The organism is Streptomyces sp. NPDC059895, assembly GCF_042731035.1.
GTDB lineage: Bacteria > Actinomycetota > Actinomycetes > Streptomycetales > Streptomycetaceae > Streptomyces.
On the sequence record NZ_JBHWKO010000015.1, the window covers coordinates 14,625 to 31,547 of the forward strand.

The following is a 16,923-nucleotide window of genomic DNA, read 5'->3' on the forward strand; positions in this document are numbered from 1 at the left end:
GTCCCCCGCCGGTCAGGAGTCCTGACGGCCGCCCGCCGACGCCCCGCCACCGCCGTCCCGGCCACCGGAGCCCTCCTCCGCGGACCGCACGTCCGCAACGCCGCCGGGCAGGGTCGTCCGCAGCAGCCGTTCGAGCAGATCGAGGACCTCGTCGGCGGAGTAGTCGTCGCCGGCGAGCGCACGGTGCAACTCGATGCCGTCCACGGCGGCGAAGGTCAGCTCGGCGCGGACGCGGTCGAACATCTGGGGATCCGCTTCGATGGCGGTCCCGAACTCGTTGATGATCCACTTGTTCAGCTGGGCCAGGCGGGACCGCAGCGCGGGGTCGCGCAGCGCCATGACCGCGATCTCGAAGTAGGCCTGGGTGGCGTCACGGTCGGCGTACATGGACCGGACGCCGTCGAAATAGGCGTGGAACCGGTCGCCGATGTCGGGGAGATCGGCGACCCGTGCGGCGAACTCCGACGTCGGACCGGCGTAGAGGCGGTCCATGAGCGCCTCGATGAGCCCGTGACGCGTGCCGAAGTGGTACGAGACGGTGGTGACGTCGACGTGCGCCTCGCGCGCGACCGCGACCAGCGTCAGCCCCTTGGTCCCGTCCCGCAGGAGCACCCTGTGCGGCGCGGCCAGGATGGCGCGGGTGGTCGGCGGATCGCTCATCGGGCCATGGCCCAGGGGGGACCCTCGCCGGGCCGACGCCGCACCACCTCTCGGGGGCGTCCGCGTCCGCGCCGCTGGGGCTGCTCGTTCTCCACGGCTTCGCTCCCTCGACTCATTCCCATGGTCCGACGTGACGGAGAGCCTAACCTCGCGCACACCCGACGTGAGCGAGCAGGAACCCCGCCGCGGTCGCACCTCACGCCGTCGCGGTCGGGCACGCGGCGGCGGATGCCGCCACGGCGAGGAGAGCGGATCGGCTCGGGCCGTGCCCTACGGGAATCTCCGCCGGCGGAACCGGGTTGTCCACGATCACAACGGGGTGGACCGAGGGCCGCCGCGGGGAGGGAACGGGAGCCGATGAGTCTTCACCAGTTCGAGTACGCCCTGGCCGTTGCCGAGGAGGGCTCGGTGACGGCGGCGGCGGAGCTGCTGCACGTCGCTCAGCCGTCGGTGTCCCAGCAGATCCGCGGCCTGGAGCGGGAACTCGGTGTGGAACTGTTCGCCCGCACGCCGACCGGACTGGTGCCCACCGTGGTCGGTCGCGCGTTCCTGCGGGAGGCGGAGGTCGCGGTGAGGGCGGCGCGGCAGGCGAGGGCGACGGCGCGGGCCGGTGCCGATGAGCTGGTGGGCGAGCTGGCGGTCGCGGTGCAGATGGGCTTCGGCACGCGGCAGCTGCCGAGCGCGCTGGGCGCGCTGCGCCGCCGCTTCCCGCGGCTGGAGGTCACCGTCTTCGAGGAGCCGAGCTCCGCCGAGCTGGAGCGGCTGTGCCGCCGGGGCACGCTGGACCTCGCCCTGATGGCGGCGTGCGAGCGGAGCCCCGCCGACGCCCACCACCTCGGCGACGAGGAGTTCGTCGTGGTGCTGGGCGCCGGGCGCCAGCAGCTCGCCGCGGACCGGGTCGAGCTGCGGGGACTGGAGGGGGAGCCGTGGGTGAGGTTCGACCGCGACAGCGCGCTCGACGGCATGCTGCTGCACGTGCTGCGGGACCACGATCCGACCCCGACGACGGCCGCCCGGGTGTCCCAGACGGCGACGGCCGTGCGCTGGGCGGCCGACGGGCTGGGGGTGACGCTCGTGCCGGCCTCCGCGGTGCCCCACGGTCACGAGCACCTCGTTCGCCCGGTGTTCCCGGTCGTGGCCCAGCCCGTCATCGCGGTGGTGCGGCACGGCGCGGGCCCGGCGGCGATGGCCCTGCTGGAACTCCTGCGTCAGGAGACCTGGTCCGAGTCGGCCTCCCTTTCAGCGGTGTCCTGACGGCCGGGAAGGAAGCGGGCGCCGCTGCATTCCTTTCTGCCGAACGGCGTTCCGGAATGCCGTGCGAGCCCGCGACAGCACGGCAGGACGGGCTCAGAGCTGGGTGACGCCTCCGTCCACGGCGAGCTCGGCGCCGGTGGTGTAAGTGGCGTCGAAGGCAAGGAACGCCGCCGCCCTGGCGATCTCGTCGGGGGTGCCGAAACGCCGCATGGGATTGTCCGCGACTCGCTGCGCCTTGAACCGCTCGGCAGCCTCCGGGGTCATCGTGAGGTCCAGCACTCCCGTGTCGATGGGACCGGGACTGACCGCGTTGACACGAATGCGGCGCGGAAGCAGTTCACGGGAGAGGCTGCGGGCCATCGAGCGCAGCCGCTTTGCCGGCCGCGTAGACACTGGTCTCGAGCATGCCGATGACATTGGCGACCGAGGTGGTGAGGACGACGCCGGCGCCCGGGCTCAGCAGCGGGGCGAGCTTCTGCACAGTGAAGTAGGCGCCCTTGACGTTGATCGCGAACAGTTCGTCGTACACCTCCTCGGTCGTCGACTCGAAGGGTGTGAGGGCCGCGATGCCGGCGTTGACGAACAGGCCGTCGATCGTGCCGAGTTCGCCCTTCACGCGGTCGGCCAGGGCATCGAGCCCCGCCCTTGACGGGCAGGGTGGGCTCCATCTCCCCGGAGACGACGGCGTGCGCGGCCGCCGCCACCTTTGCCTCGCCGTCGGGGTCGCGGAGGTAGCGACCGCGTCCGGCGCGGTAGTCGTCCACGTGCGCCCGCCGGGAGCGGAGCATCGGTGCGTCGGCCTCGTGGATCACCACCTGCGCCCGCCGGCCGGTGCGTTCCCACAGGGCGTGCGCACCGCCGACGTGGTCGATGTGACCGTGTGTCAGCAGGATCCAGCGCACGTCCTCGATACGGCGCCCGATCGCCTCCAGCGCGGGGGCCATGCCCTCGGCGGGCGAGGTGGCGATCCCGGTGTCGACGATCGCCGGCTCGGGCGCGTCGATGAAGAAGCTGTACAGACCGAACCGGCCCCACGGCGAGACCAGGGGGTGGACGGTGACGTCGTGTGTCATGGCCCTCTTTCCGAACTTGTGCGCGATCAGGGCCCGCTCAGTGCCGGGTGAGGAAGTCACGGGTCTCGGTGAAAACCCGGTGGTACTCGGGGATCCAGGAGAAGTGCTGGACGAACCCGTGGCCGGCGCCCTCGTACCGGCCCACCGTCGCCGCCACGCCGGCCTCCGTGCTCCGCGCCCGGGAGCACCGACAGCAGCGCCTCGTGGACCGAGACGACACCCAACTCCCCGGCCGGCACGGGGCCCAGGACGGTGTTGACGGTGGTGCTGTTCACGACGCGCCGGCGCCGCGCCGCCGCCTGGCCGGCCGGCAGAACGGCGGGTGTCGCCGCCCGCCCGCCGGCCTCGGCGAGCTGCCCGTCCGGCACTTCGCCGCCCGGCCGCGGGAACTGCTGCGCGACGCGGCGGCCGAGCGGTGCGGCCGCCGCCCGCGCCGGATCAGGTCAGCAGCCGGACCCAGCTCGCGCTCAGCTCGTCGAGCATCTGCTCGTGGTCGAGCTTCCAGTCGGCGTCGCCCCAGTGCTGGGCGACATAGTCCAGCTCCGCCATCGCCAGCACCCCCCTGAAGCGGCGCTGGTGGGGCGCGAGGCGCCCGGCCGCCGTCAGGCCGTCCTCGATGTCGCTGATGGCCTCCTCCAGCCATCGTTCCACCAGGTCACGCAGTTCCGGATCGACCGCCGCGGCGTCCCGGCCCACGCGGATGATCGGCCGGATCTCCGGCCAGCTGTCGGCGGTGCGTCGCAGCCACTCCGAGATCGACTCCGGCGTCCCGTCGGCCACGGTGGCGACCAGGTCCTGGGCCGTGGAGCCGTGCTCGGGCGAACGGACGCGCCGCAGCGCCTCGTTGAGCCGCTCGTCGATGAGCGCCTTCATGAGATCGCTGCGGGAGGGGAAGTAGGCGTAGAAGGTCACCCGGGTGGTGCCCGCGGCGGTCGCGATGTCGTCGACCTTGGTGGCGGCGTAGCCCTTCGCCGTGAACAGCTCCAGACCCGACTCCAGCAGCAGCCGACGCGTCATCTGCTTCTGTGCCTGCCGAAGGTTCGCCATGCCGGGGATCCTAACGCGCCGCCGCACGCCTGCCGTACACACCGCATGGTGGTCTGCCGGACTGTAAAGCGTGGCCCCGGCTCAGCCGAGCAGGTCGACGGCGAGCCGCTCCCTCGGCTCGGCCACCGTGATCCCGTACGTCTCACGCACGCGCACCCCGTCCTGGCCGGGCTCGAAGACGCCGTGGTCGGTGTGGACGAGGGCGCGGCCGGCGCCGGTCAGCGGGTACGTGCAGGCGTCCACCAGCTTGGGGGATCGGCCACACGGCCGACGTTGCGGTCGTCCTCGCCGGCGCTGTTGGCGTTGCCCCGGACCACGTCGCCGATCGCGGCGCGGTCGAGGTCCGGGGCCTTCGCGAGCAGGCCGGTCAGCGCGGTGGCGGCGAGGTCGTCGGGGCGCACTCGGCCAGGCCGCCGTTGCACCTGCCGAACGGGGTGCGGGCCGCGGCGTAGAGGTACGCGCCGCTCATGCCGTGCCACCCGCCGTCACCGCTTCCGCGACGGCCACCGAGGCCAGTGGGATCGGTGTGAACATCTCCGGCTCCTCGTCCGGCGTCAGCGCGGTGGGGCCGTACAGCCAGTCGGTGAAGGAGTAGTCGTAGGTGTCGCGGGCGCGCAGCAGCACGTTGCGCTGCTCGCGTGCGAGACCCTCGAGGTGCCACAGCTCGCCCCACGTGCGGGAGGTGGTCAGTACCCGGCGGCAGTGCTCCGGACGGACGGCCTCGTACGCGGCGAGCGCGGCGCTCCAGTCGACCGTGCCGTCCGCGGCGCGGGTGCGGGAGACGTGCTCGCCCAGCACCCAGCCGTCCTCGATGGCCATGATCGCGCCCTGCGCGATGTACTGCAGCGGCGGGTGCGCGGAGTCACCGAGCAGTGCGATCCGGCCATGGACCCAGTTCATGATCGGGTCGCGGTCGAACATCCGCCACCACTTGTCGCGCCACATGAACGGCAGGCCGTCCTTGACGAAGTCGCAGGTCCCGGCGAAGGCGGCGTCGAGCTCGTCGGGCGTGCCCCAGTCCTCCCGGCCGTCCAGGGCCTTGGGCGACTCGAAGACGGCGACCTGGTTGAGCAGTTCGCCGCCGCGCAGCCCGTAGTGGACGAAGTGGCAGGCGGGGCCGACGTACACCACGACCTCGCCGAGGTCGACGGACCGCACCCGCGGCTGCTCGGCGGGGACGGTGCCGCGGTAGGCGACGTACGCCGAGGAGACGGGCTGGTCGTCGACGAACAGCTTGCGGGCGACGGAGTGCAGGCCGTCGGCCGCGATCACGAGGCCGGCCTCGTGGGTCTCACCGGACGCGAGGGTCACGCGGGCGCCGCCGTCGGTGTTCTCGTACGACATCACCCGAGCGTCGTTGACCAGCTCGACACCGGCGCGCCGACAGGCGCGCAGCAGCAGGCCGTGCAGGTCGCTGCGGTGGATGACCAGGTACGGGTAGCCGTAGCGCTTCTCCAGGTCGCGCAGGTCGATCCGGGTGAGCTCGTCGCCGTCGACGGCGTCGCGCATGACCATCGCGTCCGGGACGACGCCGAGACTCTTCGCCTCGTCCAGAAGGCCGTAGTCGTCGAGGATGCGGGTGCAGTTGGGGGCGAGCTGGATGCCGGCGCCGACCTCGCCGAAGGCGGGGGCGCTCTCCAGCAGGCGAACGGCGAGGCCCTGGCGGATCAGCGAGAACGCCGCGCCGAGACCGCCGATGCCGCCGCCGACGACGATCACATCAGGTTGGGACATGGGACTCACCTCTCAGAGCCACGGGCCGAGTTCGGGGGCGTCGGCGAGCGAATGGGGCCGGCCGGCCAGCCAGGCGGCGACCTCGGGCAGCGGGCCGTCGGGCAGCTCGGTCAGCCCGCGCTTGGCGCGGATCTCCTCGACCAGGGCGGCCAGGAAACCCCTCGGCAGGCCGGCGAAGGTGACGGCGCCGGTGCCGAGGTCGACGGCGTGGACGCACACCTCGCGGGCGCGCATCCACGGCAGCTCGGTGGCGGGGACGGTGCGGCCCTGGGCGGTGACGACCCTGTGCTGCCACTGCTCGTCGGTGAGCCGGTTCAGTTGCTCGGCGAGCCGCTGCGCGGATCCGGTCAGCCAGGAGCGCAGCTCGTCGGCCGACAGGGTGGGGCCCTTGGCGATGCCGGCGGCGCGCTCCTCGACGGAGGCGTACATCGGCCTCTCCTCGCCGGTGGCCGCCCAGTGCACCAGGTTGCCCAGGGCATCGGCGTTGGCGGCGACGTGTGCCACCAGGTGCTTGCGCGTCCACTCGGGCAGCGCGCTGGGGGCCGAGAAGGCGGCCTCGTCGAGGTTCGCGACGGCGTCGAGCAGGAGCTCGGTGCCGGTGCGGGCCCAGGCGAGCGCCTCGGTGAAGGTCCGTGCGACGGTGGTCATGCCCCGACCACCTTGTTGGTGCAGGCGCCCAGCCCGGTGATCTCTGTGACCACGGTCTGGCCGGGCAGCAGGAAGATCTTGGGGTCACGGGCGTTGCCCACGCCGGCCGGGGTGCCGGTAGCGATGAGGTCGCCCGGGTTCAGGGTGATGGCGGTGGAGATGTACTGCACCAGGGAGACCGGGTCGAACAGCAGCGTGCCGGTGTCGTCCTGCTGCATGACCTGGCCGTCGACGGTCGTCCTCACCTCGAGGGCGGGGCGGACGCCGCCGACCTCGTCGGGGGTGACGACGTAGGGGCCGACCGGGGTGGTGGCCTCCCAGATCTTGCCCTGGGTCCACTCGATGGTGCGGAACTGCCAGTCGCGCAGCGAGATGTCGTTCATGACGGTGAAGCCGGCGATGGCGTCGGCGGCCCGCTGCTCGTCGGCGCGGCGCACCCGCTTGCCGATCACGACGGCCAGCTCGACCTCCCAGTCGAGCGCCTCGGTCTCGGCCGGCTTGACGATGTCGTCGTTCGCGCCGATCAGGGTCTCGGCGAACTTGGGGAAGAGGGTCGGGTAGTCCGGTAGGTCCCGGCCCATCTCCTTGATGTGGTTGGTGTAGTTGTGGCCGACGCAGACGACCTTGGAGGGGTTGGGGACGACCGGCGCGAAGTCGGCGCCCTCGACCGGGTGGGTGGTGCCGGTCGCGGCGGCGGCCTTGTCCTGCCAGCCGTCCTCGGCGAACAGCGCGCCCAGGTCGGGGTAGCCGAGGTCGACGAGGACCTCGCCGTCGAGGCGGACCGCCCGGGTGCCGTCGGTGGTGCGGAGGGTGGCGAGCTTCATGGTCAGGCGTCCTTCTGGGTGCGGTGGAGCTTGAGCGCCTCGAAGACGGGCGCGTCGGAGAAGCGGAACAGGTCGAGGCCGCCGGAGTCGGAGTCGGTGCCGCCGGCCTCGGACCTGACGGAGAACGGCTCCCAGGAGGGGACGACGAACAGGTCGCCGCGGGTCACCGTCCAGGACGTGCCGGCGACGGTCACCACGCCGGAGCCGTCGAAGACCTGGTAGACCGACGAGCCGGTCTCGCGCACCGGTGCGGTCTCGGCGCCCCGGGCGACGCGGTGGAACTCGGCGCGGATCGTCGGCAGCACGTCGGAGCCGTCGTGCGGGTTGGTGTAGCGCACCGCGGCGTGACCGGGCTCGACGGTGCCGCCGAAGCCCTCCTTCTCCAGCAGCAGCTGGTCGGCCAGCGCGGCGTCGGTGTACTCCCACTTGTACGACAGCAGCGGGCTGCCCGGCGTGGCGGGGGCGGCGGACAGCGGGCGCAGGCCCGGGTGGCCCCACAGCCGCTCGGAGCGCGACCGTTCGGGGGTGATCCGCTCGGCGTCGCTGATCTCGTCGCGGCCGAACTCGAAGAACTGCGCCTCGGTGACGTACTGGAAGGGGATGTCCAGGCCGTCGATCCAAGCCATCGGCTCGGAGGTCGCGTTGTGGTGGGCGTGCCAGTTCCAGCCCGCCTGCGGGAGGAAGTCACCGCGGTTCATGGGCACCGGGTCGCCGCCGACGACCGTCCACACGCCCGCGCCCTCGACGACGAACCGGAAGGCGTGCTGGGTGTGGCGGTGCTCGGGGGCGTCCTCGCCGGGCATCAGGTACTGGATGGCCGCCCACAGCGTCGGCGTGGCGAAGGGGCGGCCGCCGAGGGAGGGATTGGCCAGCGCGATGGCGCGGCGCTCCCCGCCCCGGCCGACGGGGACCAGCTCCCCGGCCTGCGCCGCCAGCTCTCGCAGCTTCTCCCAGCGCCACAGATGCGGCACGGCGCGCGAGCGCGGGTGGGCCGGCATCAGGTCGCCGATCTCGGTCCACAGCGGGACGAGCAGTTCCTGCTCGAACCCCCGGTACAGCTCCTCGAGCGCCGGGGTGACCTCGGGCTGCCCCTCCGCGGCGACGGCTTGAAGCCGGACCGGGGAGCCCGTAGCGATGTCTTGGGTGAGGAAGGACTCAGTCACAGGGCCAGCGTGCAGCGTGTCTGCTGAGAGAACATGGAGATTCTGGACAGCAGAATTCGGAGGCCCACGATGGACAAGCCGCTGAAGACGCCGCCGCCCTATCCGATCGCCAGCGTGGACCACGCGCTGCGGACGGCGGCCATCCTGCAGATGGAGGGCGGCGCGACCGTGGCGCAGTTGGCGGAGCGCCTGGGTGTCGCCCGGTCGACGGCCCACCGCATCCTGGCGATGCTCGTCTACCGGGACTTCGCCGTGCGGGGCGAGGACCGGGTCTATCGCGCCGGTCCGGTGCTGGAGCTGGCCGCCCACTCCCAGTCCCTCGCGTCACGGCTGCGCACGGTGGCCCTTCCCCACCTGCATCGGGTCGTCGATCTCCTCGACGAGACGACGAACCTGATCGTGCGCACCGGGGACACGGTGCGGTTCATCGCCAGCGTCGAGTCCCGGCAGGCCCTGCGGGTCGGCTCCCGGGAGGGCATGGTCTTCCCGGCCCACCGCACCACGGCGGGACTCCTGCTGCTCGCCGACCTGGCCGACGGGGAAGTCGAGGAGGTCTACGCCCCCGAGCGCTACCTCGACCGCCCGGCCGACCGCCCCGACCTCGCGCGGCTGCGGACGGAGCTGCGGCGCCTGCGCCGCAACGGCTTCGCGGTCAACAGGGAGCGGTCCGAACGCGGTCTCGTCGCCGTCGGCGTCCCGGTGCGCGACCGGGACGGCACCGCGCTGGCCGGCCTCTCCGTCTCGATGCCCAGCGTTCGCTACGACCCGCAGCACCTGCGCCCCCTGGTCGCCACGCTGGAGGCCGCGGCGCACGCCCTCCAGAGGGACTTGGCCGACCAGCCCTGATGCAGTCCAGCCGACCTCGCGGACTTCTCCGGCCCGGGCCACGCCGCATGTGCGCCACGAGGCGCCTTGGTGCGTCCCCGGCTCAGCCCGGAGTCATGGGACGGTGCGCTGAGGGGCCCGCGTGATGAGGCGAGAGAGAGTTGGACTGCCTGAACCCCGATCTCCAGTCGATCACCACTGCCTTCTCCTCGTGGTGTCTCTGACTCCTTGTGGTGTCTCTGAGCAGCACGGTGGACAGCGGCGCCTGGCGACTTCACTGGGCCGAACCGGTGACCGCGACCAGTCGACCCGGCCTGGCAGGCCCCATTGTCGGGCACCGTCCCATTCTTCAGCAGCAAGGTGCTCGGCTCGGGAGCTGAACTTCTGGGTGGCCTCGGCCTCGACTCTCCGTCTCACCTGATACTTCAGCGCGTAGCCGGGGGGCGGGTGCCTGCGCGCAGGGCTGCCGCAGTAGTGACGCTGCACGTCCGCCGGCGACGATCGGCCGCCCACCGCCTCCCCTTTCAGGGCAACCGCGTCAAGACGAACCTGGAAGGCATCTGCGTCAGAATCAGCCGAGCAGCGCGGTTGCTTCGACCTCGACGAGCACATCCGGCTCGAAGAGGTAGTCGACCCCGATCAGGGACGCCGGCGGCATAGGGATCCGGAGCCCGATCTCATCGGCAACGGCTTCCACGCCGGCCATGAAGTCACCGATCTTCTCCGGGCTCCACCGGGTTACGTAAAACGTCAGGCGCAGCACGTCCGCGAATGACGCGCCCGCGCCCGCCAACCCGGCGGAGGTGTTACGCAGTGCCTGGGCGACCTGCCCGGCCAGCTCGCCGGGAGCGACCGGAGTCCCGTCGGCCTGGCGTGCGATCTGCCCGCTGACGTGGACGTGCCGCGTCCCTGTACCCACGGCCACGTGGTGGTACGGGACCGGCTGGAGCATGCCTTCCGGCGTGAAGTGCTGAACAGTCATGACTGCTTCCCCTTCGAACTAGGTATCCGTAAGCTACCTAGTAGGAAAAGCACACTTCAACGAGACCAGGTTTCGCCATGGATACCGAGGACGAACTCCGCATCGACGCCCCGCACCGCGAACTGCTCGACCAGGTCCTCGACAAGTGGTCGCTCAGCGTCCTCAACGAGCTCTGCGAGCGCCCGTGCCGCTTCAACGAACTACGCCGAGCCGTCCCCCAGGTCACACAGAAGTCGCTGACCACGACACTTCGGCGACTCGAACGAAACGGCGTGATCGAGCGCGAGGTCGTCTCCACCCGCCCGGTGGCGGTCAGGTATCGGATCACGCCACTCGGCAAGACTCTTCGGCCTCCCATCGACGTGCTGCTGGCGTGGGCTTCGGAGAACCTGCCCGCCATCACACGCGCACGCGCAGCCTTCGACGCAACGGAAGAAGAAGCAGGACTCTGACCCTTCTCCCGCTTCGGCCGAGGTGCAAGAGAGCGTTGCGGCGACCTTGCACTGCGGCCTGCGAGAACTCAGGCCGGGAGGCCCAGTTCCCTCGCGATCAGCATGCGCTGGACCTCGCTCGTGCCCTCGCCGATCTCCAGGATCTTGGAGTCCCGCCACATCCGCGCCACCGGGTACTCGTTCATGAACCCGTACCCACCATGGATCTGCGTCGCCTCACGCGCGTTGTCCACCGCCACCGTCGAGGAGTACAGCTTCGCCACCGCCGCCTCCTTCTTGAACGACTCCCCCCGCACCAACCGCGACGCCGCGTCCCGCCAGCCCACCCGCGCCATGTGGGCCCGCATCCCCATGTCCGCGATCTTGAACTGGATCGCCTGGTAGTCACCGATCGGGCGCCCGAACGCGCGACGCTCACCCGCGTACTTCACCGACTCGTCCACACACCCCTGCGCCAATCCCGTCGCCAGCGCCGCGATCGCCACCCGCCCCTCGTCCAGAATCCGCAGGAACTGCGCGTACCCACGCCCCTCCTCACCCAGCAGATTCCCACCCGGCACCCGCACGTCCGAGAACGACAGCCCACGCGTGTCCGACGCGTTCCAGCCCACCTTTGAGTACGGCGCCGCCACCGTGAAGCCCGGCGTCCCCGACGGCACGATGATCGACGAGATCAGCGGCCGCCCGTCCGGCTTGCGACCCGTCACCGCCGTCACCGTCACCAGACCCGTGATGTCCGTACCCGAGTTGGTGATGAAGCACTTCGACCCGTTGATCACCCACTCACCCGTCGCCTCGTCCCGCACCGCCGTCGTCCGCGTCCCGCCCGCATCCGAACCGCACTCCGGCTCCGTCAGCCCGAACGCCCCCAGCATCTCCCCCGCGCACAACCGCGGCAGCCACTGCCGCTTCTGCTCCTCCGTCCCGAACCGGAACACCGGCATCGCACCCAGCGAGACACCCGCCTCCAGCGTGATCGCCACCGAGGAGTCCACCCGCGCCAGCTCCTCCAACGCGATCCCCAGGGCCAGGTAGTCCCCGCCCATCCCGCCGTACTCCTGTGGGAACGGCAGCCCGAACAGCCCCATCCGCCCCATCTCCCGCACGATCTCGTACGGGAACTCATGGCGCTCGTACAGATCCCCGATCTTCGGGGCCACCACGTCCTGGGCGAACTCGGCGACCGTGCGGCGTAGTTCCTCGTGCTCGGGGGTGAGGCGATGGTCCATGGTTTCGTCGGTCCTTAGGTGAGGGGGTTCGTACGCGGATCAGGCCTGCCACGTCGCCAGCGGGACGGCGACGAGCCGGGCGCCCGCCAGCGAGGCGGCGGCTTCGCAGGCGTCGTAGCAGGGGTCAAGGGTGAGCACCTCGTCCCCGGGGTTGCACAGTGCCGGCAGGGCCGCTGTGACGGCCTCGGTCGCTCCGGCGGTGACGACGACCTCGCGGTCGGCGTCGTAACGGATTCCGGAGCGACGCAACCGGCTGTCCGCGATCGCCCGCCGCGACTCGGCCAGGCCCGCTGCGGGCGGGTACTGGTTGTGCCCGTCGGCGATGGCCGCCATGGCGTCGTCCAGAAGCGCGCGGGGGGCGCTCAGTCCGGGTGCCCCCTGGCCCAGGTCGATCGCACCGTACCGCTCGGCGAGCTCGCGGGTCTCGGTGAAGACGGACGGGCGGAAGTTCTGGATGCGATCGGCCCTGCGCAGGCGCGGGCCCGTGGGCGGCAGGGGCTGTGCCGACGGCACTGTGGTGGTGTCCTTTCCTCGGGTGCGGGGAGTCAGGAGGTGTGGACAGGGAGTGAGTGCGAGGGGTGCCCGCTCACAGCCGCAGCAGGATGGTGCCGGGGTCCTCCACGAGTGCGCCCAGTGCGGTGAGGAAGGCCGCGGCCTCGGCGCCATCACACACCCGGTGGTCGAACGCGCAGGTGAGCTTCGCAGTGGGCCGTACAGCGAGCCGGTCGCCGTCCACGACGTGGGGGCGGGGACGGATGGACCCCACGCCGAGGATCGCCGCCTCGGGGTGGTTGACGACCGGCACGCCCTCGTCCAGGCCGAGTGCGCCGAAATTGGAGACCGTGAAGGTGGAGCCGGTCAGCTCGCGGGGGGTGAGTGTGCCCACGCGCGCCCCGTCCGCCAGCCGCGCCACCTCCTGGGCGAGCCGCACAGTCGACAGGTCCTGGGCGTCGCGCACCACGGGCACGACCAGGCCGCGCGGTGTGGCCGCGCCGATGCCCAGGTGCACTGCGTCGTACGTACGGACCTCGGGGCCGTCCTGGACATACGTGGCGTTGAGCCTGGGGTGTTCGCGCAGAGTGAGCGTCAGGAGCCGCAGCAGGAGGGCGAAGGGCGTGGCGGCGTGCTCGGCGTCCTGCGCGCGCAGCCCGTCGCGCAGGACAAGCAGGCGGGAGAAGTCGACGACGAGGGAGCAGTGGGCATCCGGGATCTCCCGGCGTGCACGCTCCATGTGTGCTGCCGTGCGTGCGCGGACGCCGCGCACGGGGATCGAACGTGTCCCGGAGTCGCTCCCACCGCCCCCGGCGGTCCCCGTGGTGAGGGAAGCCGCCGCCGCGTGGACGTCCGTGCGGGTGATGGTGCCCTCCGGACCCGAGCCGGCGCCCAGCGCGGCCAGGTCCACCCCGAGCCTGCGGGCGAGATGCCGTACGGGCGGCTTGGCGCGGGGGCGCCCGGTGTCGGTCGGCACGATGGACGGCGAACGGCGGGGAGCGGGGCGTCTGCGGACCGCGCGCAGCCCGGTGTCCGTCCCTGCACGCGTGCCGTATCCGACGAGCACCGGTCCCGCATCAGCGCCGGTACGGTCGGCGCTGACCGCGCCGACGGCCGTGTCCGGCCCGGCACTCGTGGCCGCACCTGGGTCCTCAGGGACGCCCAGCCCCCTGCCGGTGCCTGCGGGCGCCCCGCTGTCGATGAAGATCAGCGGTGTGCCCACCGGCAGGGTCTGTCCGCACTCGCCGCGCCGTTCCACGACGGTCCCGGCGTACGGGGACGGGATCTCCACCTCGGCCTTGGCTGTCTCCAGGACGCACAGCGGCTGGTTGACGGTGACGGTGTCCCCCGGCACCACCAGCCATTCGACGATGGTCGCGTCGAGCAGCCCCTCCCCCAGGTCGGGCACGAGGAACTCCCGGACCGTGCGATCCGCGGCGTCAGTCATGGCCGTACCCGAAGGACCGGTCGATGCTGTCGAGCAACCGGTCGACGCCCGGAAGCCATGCCTTCTCCCATCGTGCGGGCGGATACGGAGTGTCGAATCCCGTGACCCGCAGCACGGGGGCCTCCAGGTCCCAGAACAGTTCCTCCTGCACCCTGGCCGCGATCTCCGCTCCCAGTCCCAGGGTGCGCGGGCCCTCGTGCAGGACGACGCAGCGCCCGGTGCGGGACACCGAGGCGGCGATCGTAGGGAAGTCGAGGGGGGCCAGGGAGCGCAGGTCGACCACTTCCAGCTCCCAGCCGTGCTCGCGCCGGGCGGTCTCCGCGGCGTCGAGCGCGGTGCCGACGGTGCCGCCGTAGGCGACCACCGTGACGTCCGTACCGCTGCGGCGGACCAGTGCGTGCTCCAAGCCCGCCGCAGGCGCTTCGTCCGTCGCGTCACCGCTCTGCCAGTAGCGCCGCTTGGGCTCCAGGAAGATCACCGGGTCGTCACAGTCGATGGACTGCCGGAGCAGGGCATGGGCGTCCGCAGCCGTGGCGGGCGTCACCACCCGCAGCCCCGCCGTGTGCGCCCAGAACGTCTCGGTGGACTCCGAGTGGTGCTCCACCGCGCCGATGCCGCCGAAGGACGGGACGCGCAGTGTCACGGGCACCGAGAGCCGGCCGCGGGTGCGGTTGCGGTACTTGGCCAGGTGGCTGACGATCTGGTCCAGTGCGGGATAGGTGAACCCGTCGAACTGGATCTCGGGCACCGGACGCAGTCCCCGCAGTGCCATGCCCAGGGCCACTCCGACGATCGCCGACTCGGCGAGCGGTGTGTCGAAGCAGCGCTGGGGGCCGAACCGCTCGGCGAGGCCCTCGGTCACCCGGAAGACTCCGCCCTGGCGAGCCACGTCCTGGCCGAAGACGACGACTCGCTCGTCCTCGGCCATGGCCTCGCGCAGCGCCGTGTTGATCGCTTCCACCATGGTCGCCGCCACGGCTCACTCCTTCCGGGACAGTTCGGCGAGCAGCTGTCCGGACTGCTCCAGCAGGTCCTTCGTCGGCTCGTGCAGTACGTGGGCGAACAACTCGGTGGGCGGCACGTCGGGAGCGTCGAACACGCCGTCCCGCAGCTCGGCGCACATCCGGGCCGCCCTGTCCCGGGCACGGTCCTCAACCTCCTCGTGCCACAGGCCCCGGTGGGTAAGGTGGCGCCGGTAGCGGGGCAGTGGGTCGAGCCGCTCCCAGTGGTCGACCTCGTCCTGTGTGCGGTACCGGGTCGGGTCGTCGGAGGTGGTGTGGGGAGCGAGCCGGTAGGTGACCGCCTCGATGAGGGTCGGTCCGCCGCCCGACCTGGCCCGAGCGGCGGCCTGTTCGGTCACCGCCCGGCAGGCGAGGACGTCGTTTCCGTCAACCCGTACCCCCGGCATGCCGTAACCGACGGCCTTGTGCGCGAGGGAGGGGGCCCGTGTCTGCTCGGAGAGGGGCACGGAGATCGCCCACTGGTTGTTCTGGATGTAGAACACACACGGTGCCGCCGTCACGGCGGCGAAGTTCAGCGCCTCGTGCACGTCTCCCTCACTCGTCGCGCCGTCCCCGATGAAAGCGACGGTCAGGGAGTCCTCGCCGAGCCTGGGCGCCGCCATGGCCGCGCCGACGGCGTGCAGGGCGTGCGTGCCAATGGGGATGGACATCGCCGCGCAGGCGTGCTCGGGAAAGCCCCAGCCGCCGTGCCAGGTACCGCGCCACACCGCACCGACCGCGGAGGCGGGAATCCCGCGCATCAGGAACAGCCCGAGCTCGCGGTACTGCGGGAAGAGCCAGTCGTCGCGGCGCAGGGCGGCGGCGCAGCCGACCTGGGCCGCTTCCTGTCCCCTGCACGAGGGGTACAGGGCCAGCTGCCCCTGCCGCTGGAGGTTGACGAACTCCGCGTCCACGGCGCGGGTGACGACCATCCACTCGTACAGTTCGGTCAGTTCCTCCGATGACAGCGTGACGTCGAACTGCGGGTGGTCCACCGGCAGGCCCTCGGGGGTGATGAGGGCGACCGGCTGCGGATCGAAGTCAGCCACCAGCCACAGCCTCTTGGCGCGGCCGGATGATGGCGGGAACGGCACGGACGCCGTTGAGTGCCAGCGAGTGGACCGGTTCGACCTCGTCCCTGGGGACGGCCAGTTCGGCGTCGAAGCGGTCGAAGAACGCCGGGAGCGCTATGTGCGCCTCGAGGCGGGCCAGCGGCGCGCCCACGCAGAGGTGCGGGCCGTGCCCGAAGGACAGGTGACGGGTGTCACGCGTGACGCCGAACGACGCGGCAAGCGGACCGTGTTGGGCGGGGTCATGCCCCAGAGACACGTACGACGTCATCACCGGCTCGCCGGCGCGGATCAGCACTCCCCCGATCTCGATGTCCTGCGCCGGGTACCGGAACGCGCCCTGGTCGACCGGCGAGTCCCAGGCCGGCACCGATTCGGTCAACGACTGCCACGACACCTCGCCGGCACGCACCCGCCCCAGCTGCTCGGGGTGGGTCATGAGAGCGAGGAGGGAGTCGGTGAAGAAGTTGGTGGTCGTCTGGTGTCCGGCGGTCAGCATGAGCATGAGGGTGTCGACGAGTTCGTCGTGGGTGATGGAACCGCTGGTGTGGTGTTCGACCGGTATGGAGGTGAGGTCGTCGCCAGGATCGGCGGCCTTGCTCGCGGCCGGTTCGGCCATGAAGCTGTGGAGCGCCTCCTCGGTGGCGGTCACCTGCGTCGGCTGTTCGGTGGTGTCGAAGAGCGCGGTGGTGATGATCTCCATCAGGGGCCGGCCTGCGGGGACCTCACCGCGCTGCAGGGCTCCCCGGTTGCCGGAGTTCATCGAGAAGCTCGGGTCCTCGACAATCTGTTGGGCGACGGCGTGGCGGGTGACCGCCCAGACGGGCACACCGACCACGTCGACCGGTACGACGGGTCCGGCCTCAAGCAGCCGCTGAGCTTCCGCTCGGGCGTCGGCGGCGAACGGGTCGAGGGTGAACAGCGGATGGGACAGATCCATGATGTGCTCCCATGAAGAGTGGGGATACCGGTGCGGCCGCGGGTGGGCGCGTGTTGCCCACCCGCGGGTCGGCCATCAGCGG

Annotated in this window: 17 protein-coding genes and 3 pseudogenes; 3 read left to right on the forward strand and 17 right to left on the reverse strand. The window is 71.6% G+C overall.

Features of this window, described 5'->3' with window-relative positions:
- Nucleotides 1-12: 12 nt before the first annotated feature.
- The gene (locus tag ACFV9M_RS19055) at nucleotides 13-660 is read right to left on the reverse strand and encodes a TetR/AcrR family transcriptional regulator (protein WP_385070695.1); all 648 of its coding nucleotides are present in this window, start codon (nucleotides 658-660) and stop codon (nucleotides 13-15) included.
- A gap of 357 nt (nucleotides 661-1,017) precedes the next feature.
- On the opposite strand from ACFV9M_RS19055, the gene ACFV9M_RS19060 reads away from it, so the two are divergent.
- The gene (locus ACFV9M_RS19060; RefSeq protein ID WP_385070693.1) at nucleotides 1,018-1,914 is read left to right on the forward strand and encodes a LysR family transcriptional regulator; all 897 of its coding nucleotides are present in this window, start codon (nucleotides 1,018-1,020) and stop codon (nucleotides 1,912-1,914) included.
- 93 nt (nucleotides 1,915-2,007) lie between these two features.
- On the opposite strand, the pseudogene ACFV9M_RS19065 reads toward ACFV9M_RS19060, so the two are convergent.
- The 9 genes and pseudogenes from ACFV9M_RS19065 to ACFV9M_RS19105 form a co-directional block, all read right to left on the reverse strand.
- Nucleotides 2,008-2,551, reverse strand: a pseudogene (locus ACFV9M_RS19065) (SDR family oxidoreductase); the annotation flags it as partial.
- A 148-nt stretch (nucleotides 2,552-2,699) separates the two neighbouring features.
- Nucleotides 2,700-2,987 (reverse strand): annotated as a pseudogene (locus ACFV9M_RS19070) (MBL fold metallo-hydrolase); the annotation flags it as partial.
- Nucleotides 2,988-3,425: 438 nt separating this feature from the next.
- Complete coding sequence (locus tag ACFV9M_RS19075) at nucleotides 3,426-4,034, reverse strand: TetR/AcrR family transcriptional regulator (protein WP_385070691.1); 609 nt, start codon at nucleotides 4,032-4,034, stop codon at nucleotides 3,426-3,428.
- Between the two features lie 81 nt (nucleotides 4,035-4,115).
- Complete coding sequence (locus tag ACFV9M_RS19080) at nucleotides 4,116-4,277, reverse strand: hypothetical protein (protein WP_385070688.1); 162 nt, start codon at nucleotides 4,275-4,277, stop codon at nucleotides 4,116-4,118.
- 14 nt (nucleotides 4,278-4,291) lie between these two features.
- A pseudogene (locus tag ACFV9M_RS19085) lies at nucleotides 4,292-4,503 on the reverse strand (3-oxoadipyl-CoA thiolase); the annotation flags it as partial.
- Nucleotides 4,500-5,768, reverse strand: coding sequence for an FAD-dependent monooxygenase (locus ACFV9M_RS19090; RefSeq protein ID WP_385070685.1), 1,269 nt, complete (start codon nucleotides 5,766-5,768; stop codon nucleotides 4,500-4,502). The pseudogene ACFV9M_RS19085 and the gene ACFV9M_RS19090, both read right to left, overlap by 4 nt.
- Nucleotides 5,769-5,780: 12 nt before the next feature.
- The gene (locus tag ACFV9M_RS19095; RefSeq protein WP_385070683.1) at nucleotides 5,781-6,416 is read right to left on the reverse strand and encodes a maleylpyruvate isomerase N-terminal domain-containing protein; all 636 of its coding nucleotides are present in this window, start codon (nucleotides 6,414-6,416) and stop codon (nucleotides 5,781-5,783) included.
- On the reverse strand, nucleotides 6,413-7,240 hold the full coding sequence (locus ACFV9M_RS19100) for a fumarylacetoacetate hydrolase family protein (RefSeq protein WP_385070680.1): 828 nt from the start codon (nucleotides 7,238-7,240) through the stop codon (nucleotides 6,413-6,415). The genes ACFV9M_RS19095 and ACFV9M_RS19100 overlap by 4 nt, the downstream gene beginning before the upstream one ends.
- Before the next feature lie 2 nt (nucleotides 7,241-7,242).
- The gene (locus ACFV9M_RS19105) at nucleotides 7,243-8,403 is read right to left on the reverse strand and encodes a cupin domain-containing protein (RefSeq protein WP_385070677.1); all 1,161 of its coding nucleotides are present in this window, start codon (nucleotides 8,401-8,403) and stop codon (nucleotides 7,243-7,245) included.
- 69 nt (nucleotides 8,404-8,472) lie between these two features.
- Between ACFV9M_RS19105 and ACFV9M_RS19110 the strand changes: the two genes are divergently transcribed.
- A complete protein-coding gene (locus ACFV9M_RS19110; protein ID WP_385070674.1) occupies nucleotides 8,473-9,249 on the forward strand; it encodes an IclR family transcriptional regulator in 777 nt (258 codons plus the stop codon).
- Nucleotides 9,250-9,799: 550 nt separating this feature from the next.
- Here the strand turns inward: ACFV9M_RS19110 and ACFV9M_RS19115 are convergent.
- Complete coding sequence (locus tag ACFV9M_RS19115) at nucleotides 9,800-10,210, reverse strand: RidA family protein (RefSeq protein WP_385070671.1); 411 nt, start codon at nucleotides 10,208-10,210, stop codon at nucleotides 9,800-9,802.
- Nucleotides 10,211-10,287: 77 nt separating this feature from the next.
- Here ACFV9M_RS19115 and ACFV9M_RS19120 point away from each other — a divergent pair, with 77 nt between their 5' ends.
- Nucleotides 10,288-10,662, forward strand: coding sequence for a winged helix-turn-helix transcriptional regulator (locus ACFV9M_RS19120; RefSeq protein ID WP_385070668.1), 375 nt, complete (start codon nucleotides 10,288-10,290; stop codon nucleotides 10,660-10,662).
- Nucleotides 10,663-10,730: 68 nt separating this feature from the next.
- Here ACFV9M_RS19120 and ACFV9M_RS19125 read toward each other — a convergent pair whose 3' ends face one another.
- The 6 genes from ACFV9M_RS19125 to ACFV9M_RS19150 form a co-directional block, all read right to left on the reverse strand.
- Nucleotides 10,731-11,891, reverse strand: coding sequence for an acyl-CoA dehydrogenase family protein (locus ACFV9M_RS19125; protein WP_385070665.1), 1,161 nt, complete (start codon nucleotides 11,889-11,891; stop codon nucleotides 10,731-10,733).
- A gap of 39 nt (nucleotides 11,892-11,930) precedes the next feature.
- Nucleotides 11,931-12,404: an aminotransferase class I/II-fold pyridoxal phosphate-dependent enzyme gene (locus tag ACFV9M_RS19130; protein ID WP_385070662.1), complete on the reverse strand. Its 474-nt coding sequence runs from the start codon at nucleotides 12,402-12,404 to the stop codon at nucleotides 11,931-11,933.
- Nucleotides 12,405-12,477: 73 nt separating this feature from the next.
- Nucleotides 12,478-13,830 (reverse strand): dihydrolipoamide acetyltransferase family protein, encoded by a 1,353-nt coding sequence (locus ACFV9M_RS19135; protein ID WP_385070660.1) that lies wholly within the window; start codon nucleotides 13,828-13,830, stop codon nucleotides 12,478-12,480.
- Complete coding sequence (locus ACFV9M_RS19140; RefSeq protein ID WP_385070658.1) at nucleotides 13,823-14,806, reverse strand: alpha-ketoacid dehydrogenase subunit beta; 984 nt, start codon at nucleotides 14,804-14,806, stop codon at nucleotides 13,823-13,825. Before ACFV9M_RS19140 ends, ACFV9M_RS19135 begins: the two co-directional genes overlap by 8 nt.
- Nucleotides 14,807-14,809: 3 nt before the next feature.
- On the reverse strand, nucleotides 14,810-15,880 hold the full coding sequence (gene pdhA / locus ACFV9M_RS19145; protein WP_385070656.1) for a pyruvate dehydrogenase (acetyl-transferring) E1 component subunit alpha: 1,071 nt from the start codon (nucleotides 15,878-15,880) through the stop codon (nucleotides 14,810-14,812).
- The gene (locus ACFV9M_RS19150; RefSeq protein WP_385070653.1) at nucleotides 15,873-16,841 is read right to left on the reverse strand and encodes a cytochrome P450; all 969 of its coding nucleotides are present in this window, start codon (nucleotides 16,839-16,841) and stop codon (nucleotides 15,873-15,875) included. The genes pdhA and ACFV9M_RS19150 overlap by 8 nt, the downstream gene beginning before the upstream one ends.
- Nucleotides 16,842-16,923: the final 82 nt, after the last annotated feature.

Coding starts and splice junctions, on each gene's coding strand:
- ACFV9M_RS19150 (WP_385070653.1), bottom strand. CDS start 16,841: ATGGATCTGTCCCATCCGCTGTTCACCCTCGACCCGTTCGCCGCCGAC.
- ACFV9M_RS19090 (WP_385070685.1), bottom strand. CDS start 5,768: ATGTCCCAACCTGATGTGATCGTCGTCGGCGGCGGCATCGGCGGTCTC.
- ACFV9M_RS19075 (WP_385070691.1), bottom strand. CDS start 4,034: ATGGCGAACCTTCGGCAGGCACAGAAGCAGATGACGCGTCGGCTGCTG.
- ACFV9M_RS19115 (WP_385070671.1), bottom strand. CDS start 10,210: ATGACTGTTCAGCACTTCACGCCGGAAGGCATGCTCCAGCCGGTCCCG.
- ACFV9M_RS19110 (WP_385070674.1), top strand. CDS start 8,473: ATGGACAAGCCGCTGAAGACGCCGCCGCCCTATCCGATCGCCAGCGTG.
- ACFV9M_RS19135 (WP_385070660.1), bottom strand. CDS start 13,830: ATGACTGACGCCGCGGATCGCACGGTCCGGGAGTTCCTCGTGCCCGAC.
- ACFV9M_RS19100 (WP_385070680.1), bottom strand. CDS start 7,240: ATGAAGCTCGCCACCCTCCGCACCACCGACGGCACCCGGGCGGTCCGC.
- ACFV9M_RS19095 (WP_385070683.1), bottom strand. CDS start 6,416: ATGACCACCGTCGCACGGACCTTCACCGAGGCGCTCGCCTGGGCCCGC.
- ACFV9M_RS19120 (WP_385070668.1), top strand. CDS start 10,288: ATGGATACCGAGGACGAACTCCGCATCGACGCCCCGCACCGCGAACTG.
- ACFV9M_RS19055 (WP_385070695.1), bottom strand. CDS start 660: ATGAGCGATCCGCCGACCACCCGCGCCATCCTGGCCGCGCCGCACAGG.
- ACFV9M_RS19060 (WP_385070693.1), top strand. CDS start 1,018: ATGAGTCTTCACCAGTTCGAGTACGCCCTGGCCGTTGCCGAGGAGGGC.
- ACFV9M_RS19125 (WP_385070665.1), bottom strand. CDS start 11,891: ATGGACCATCGCCTCACCCCCGAGCACGAGGAACTACGCCGCACGGTC.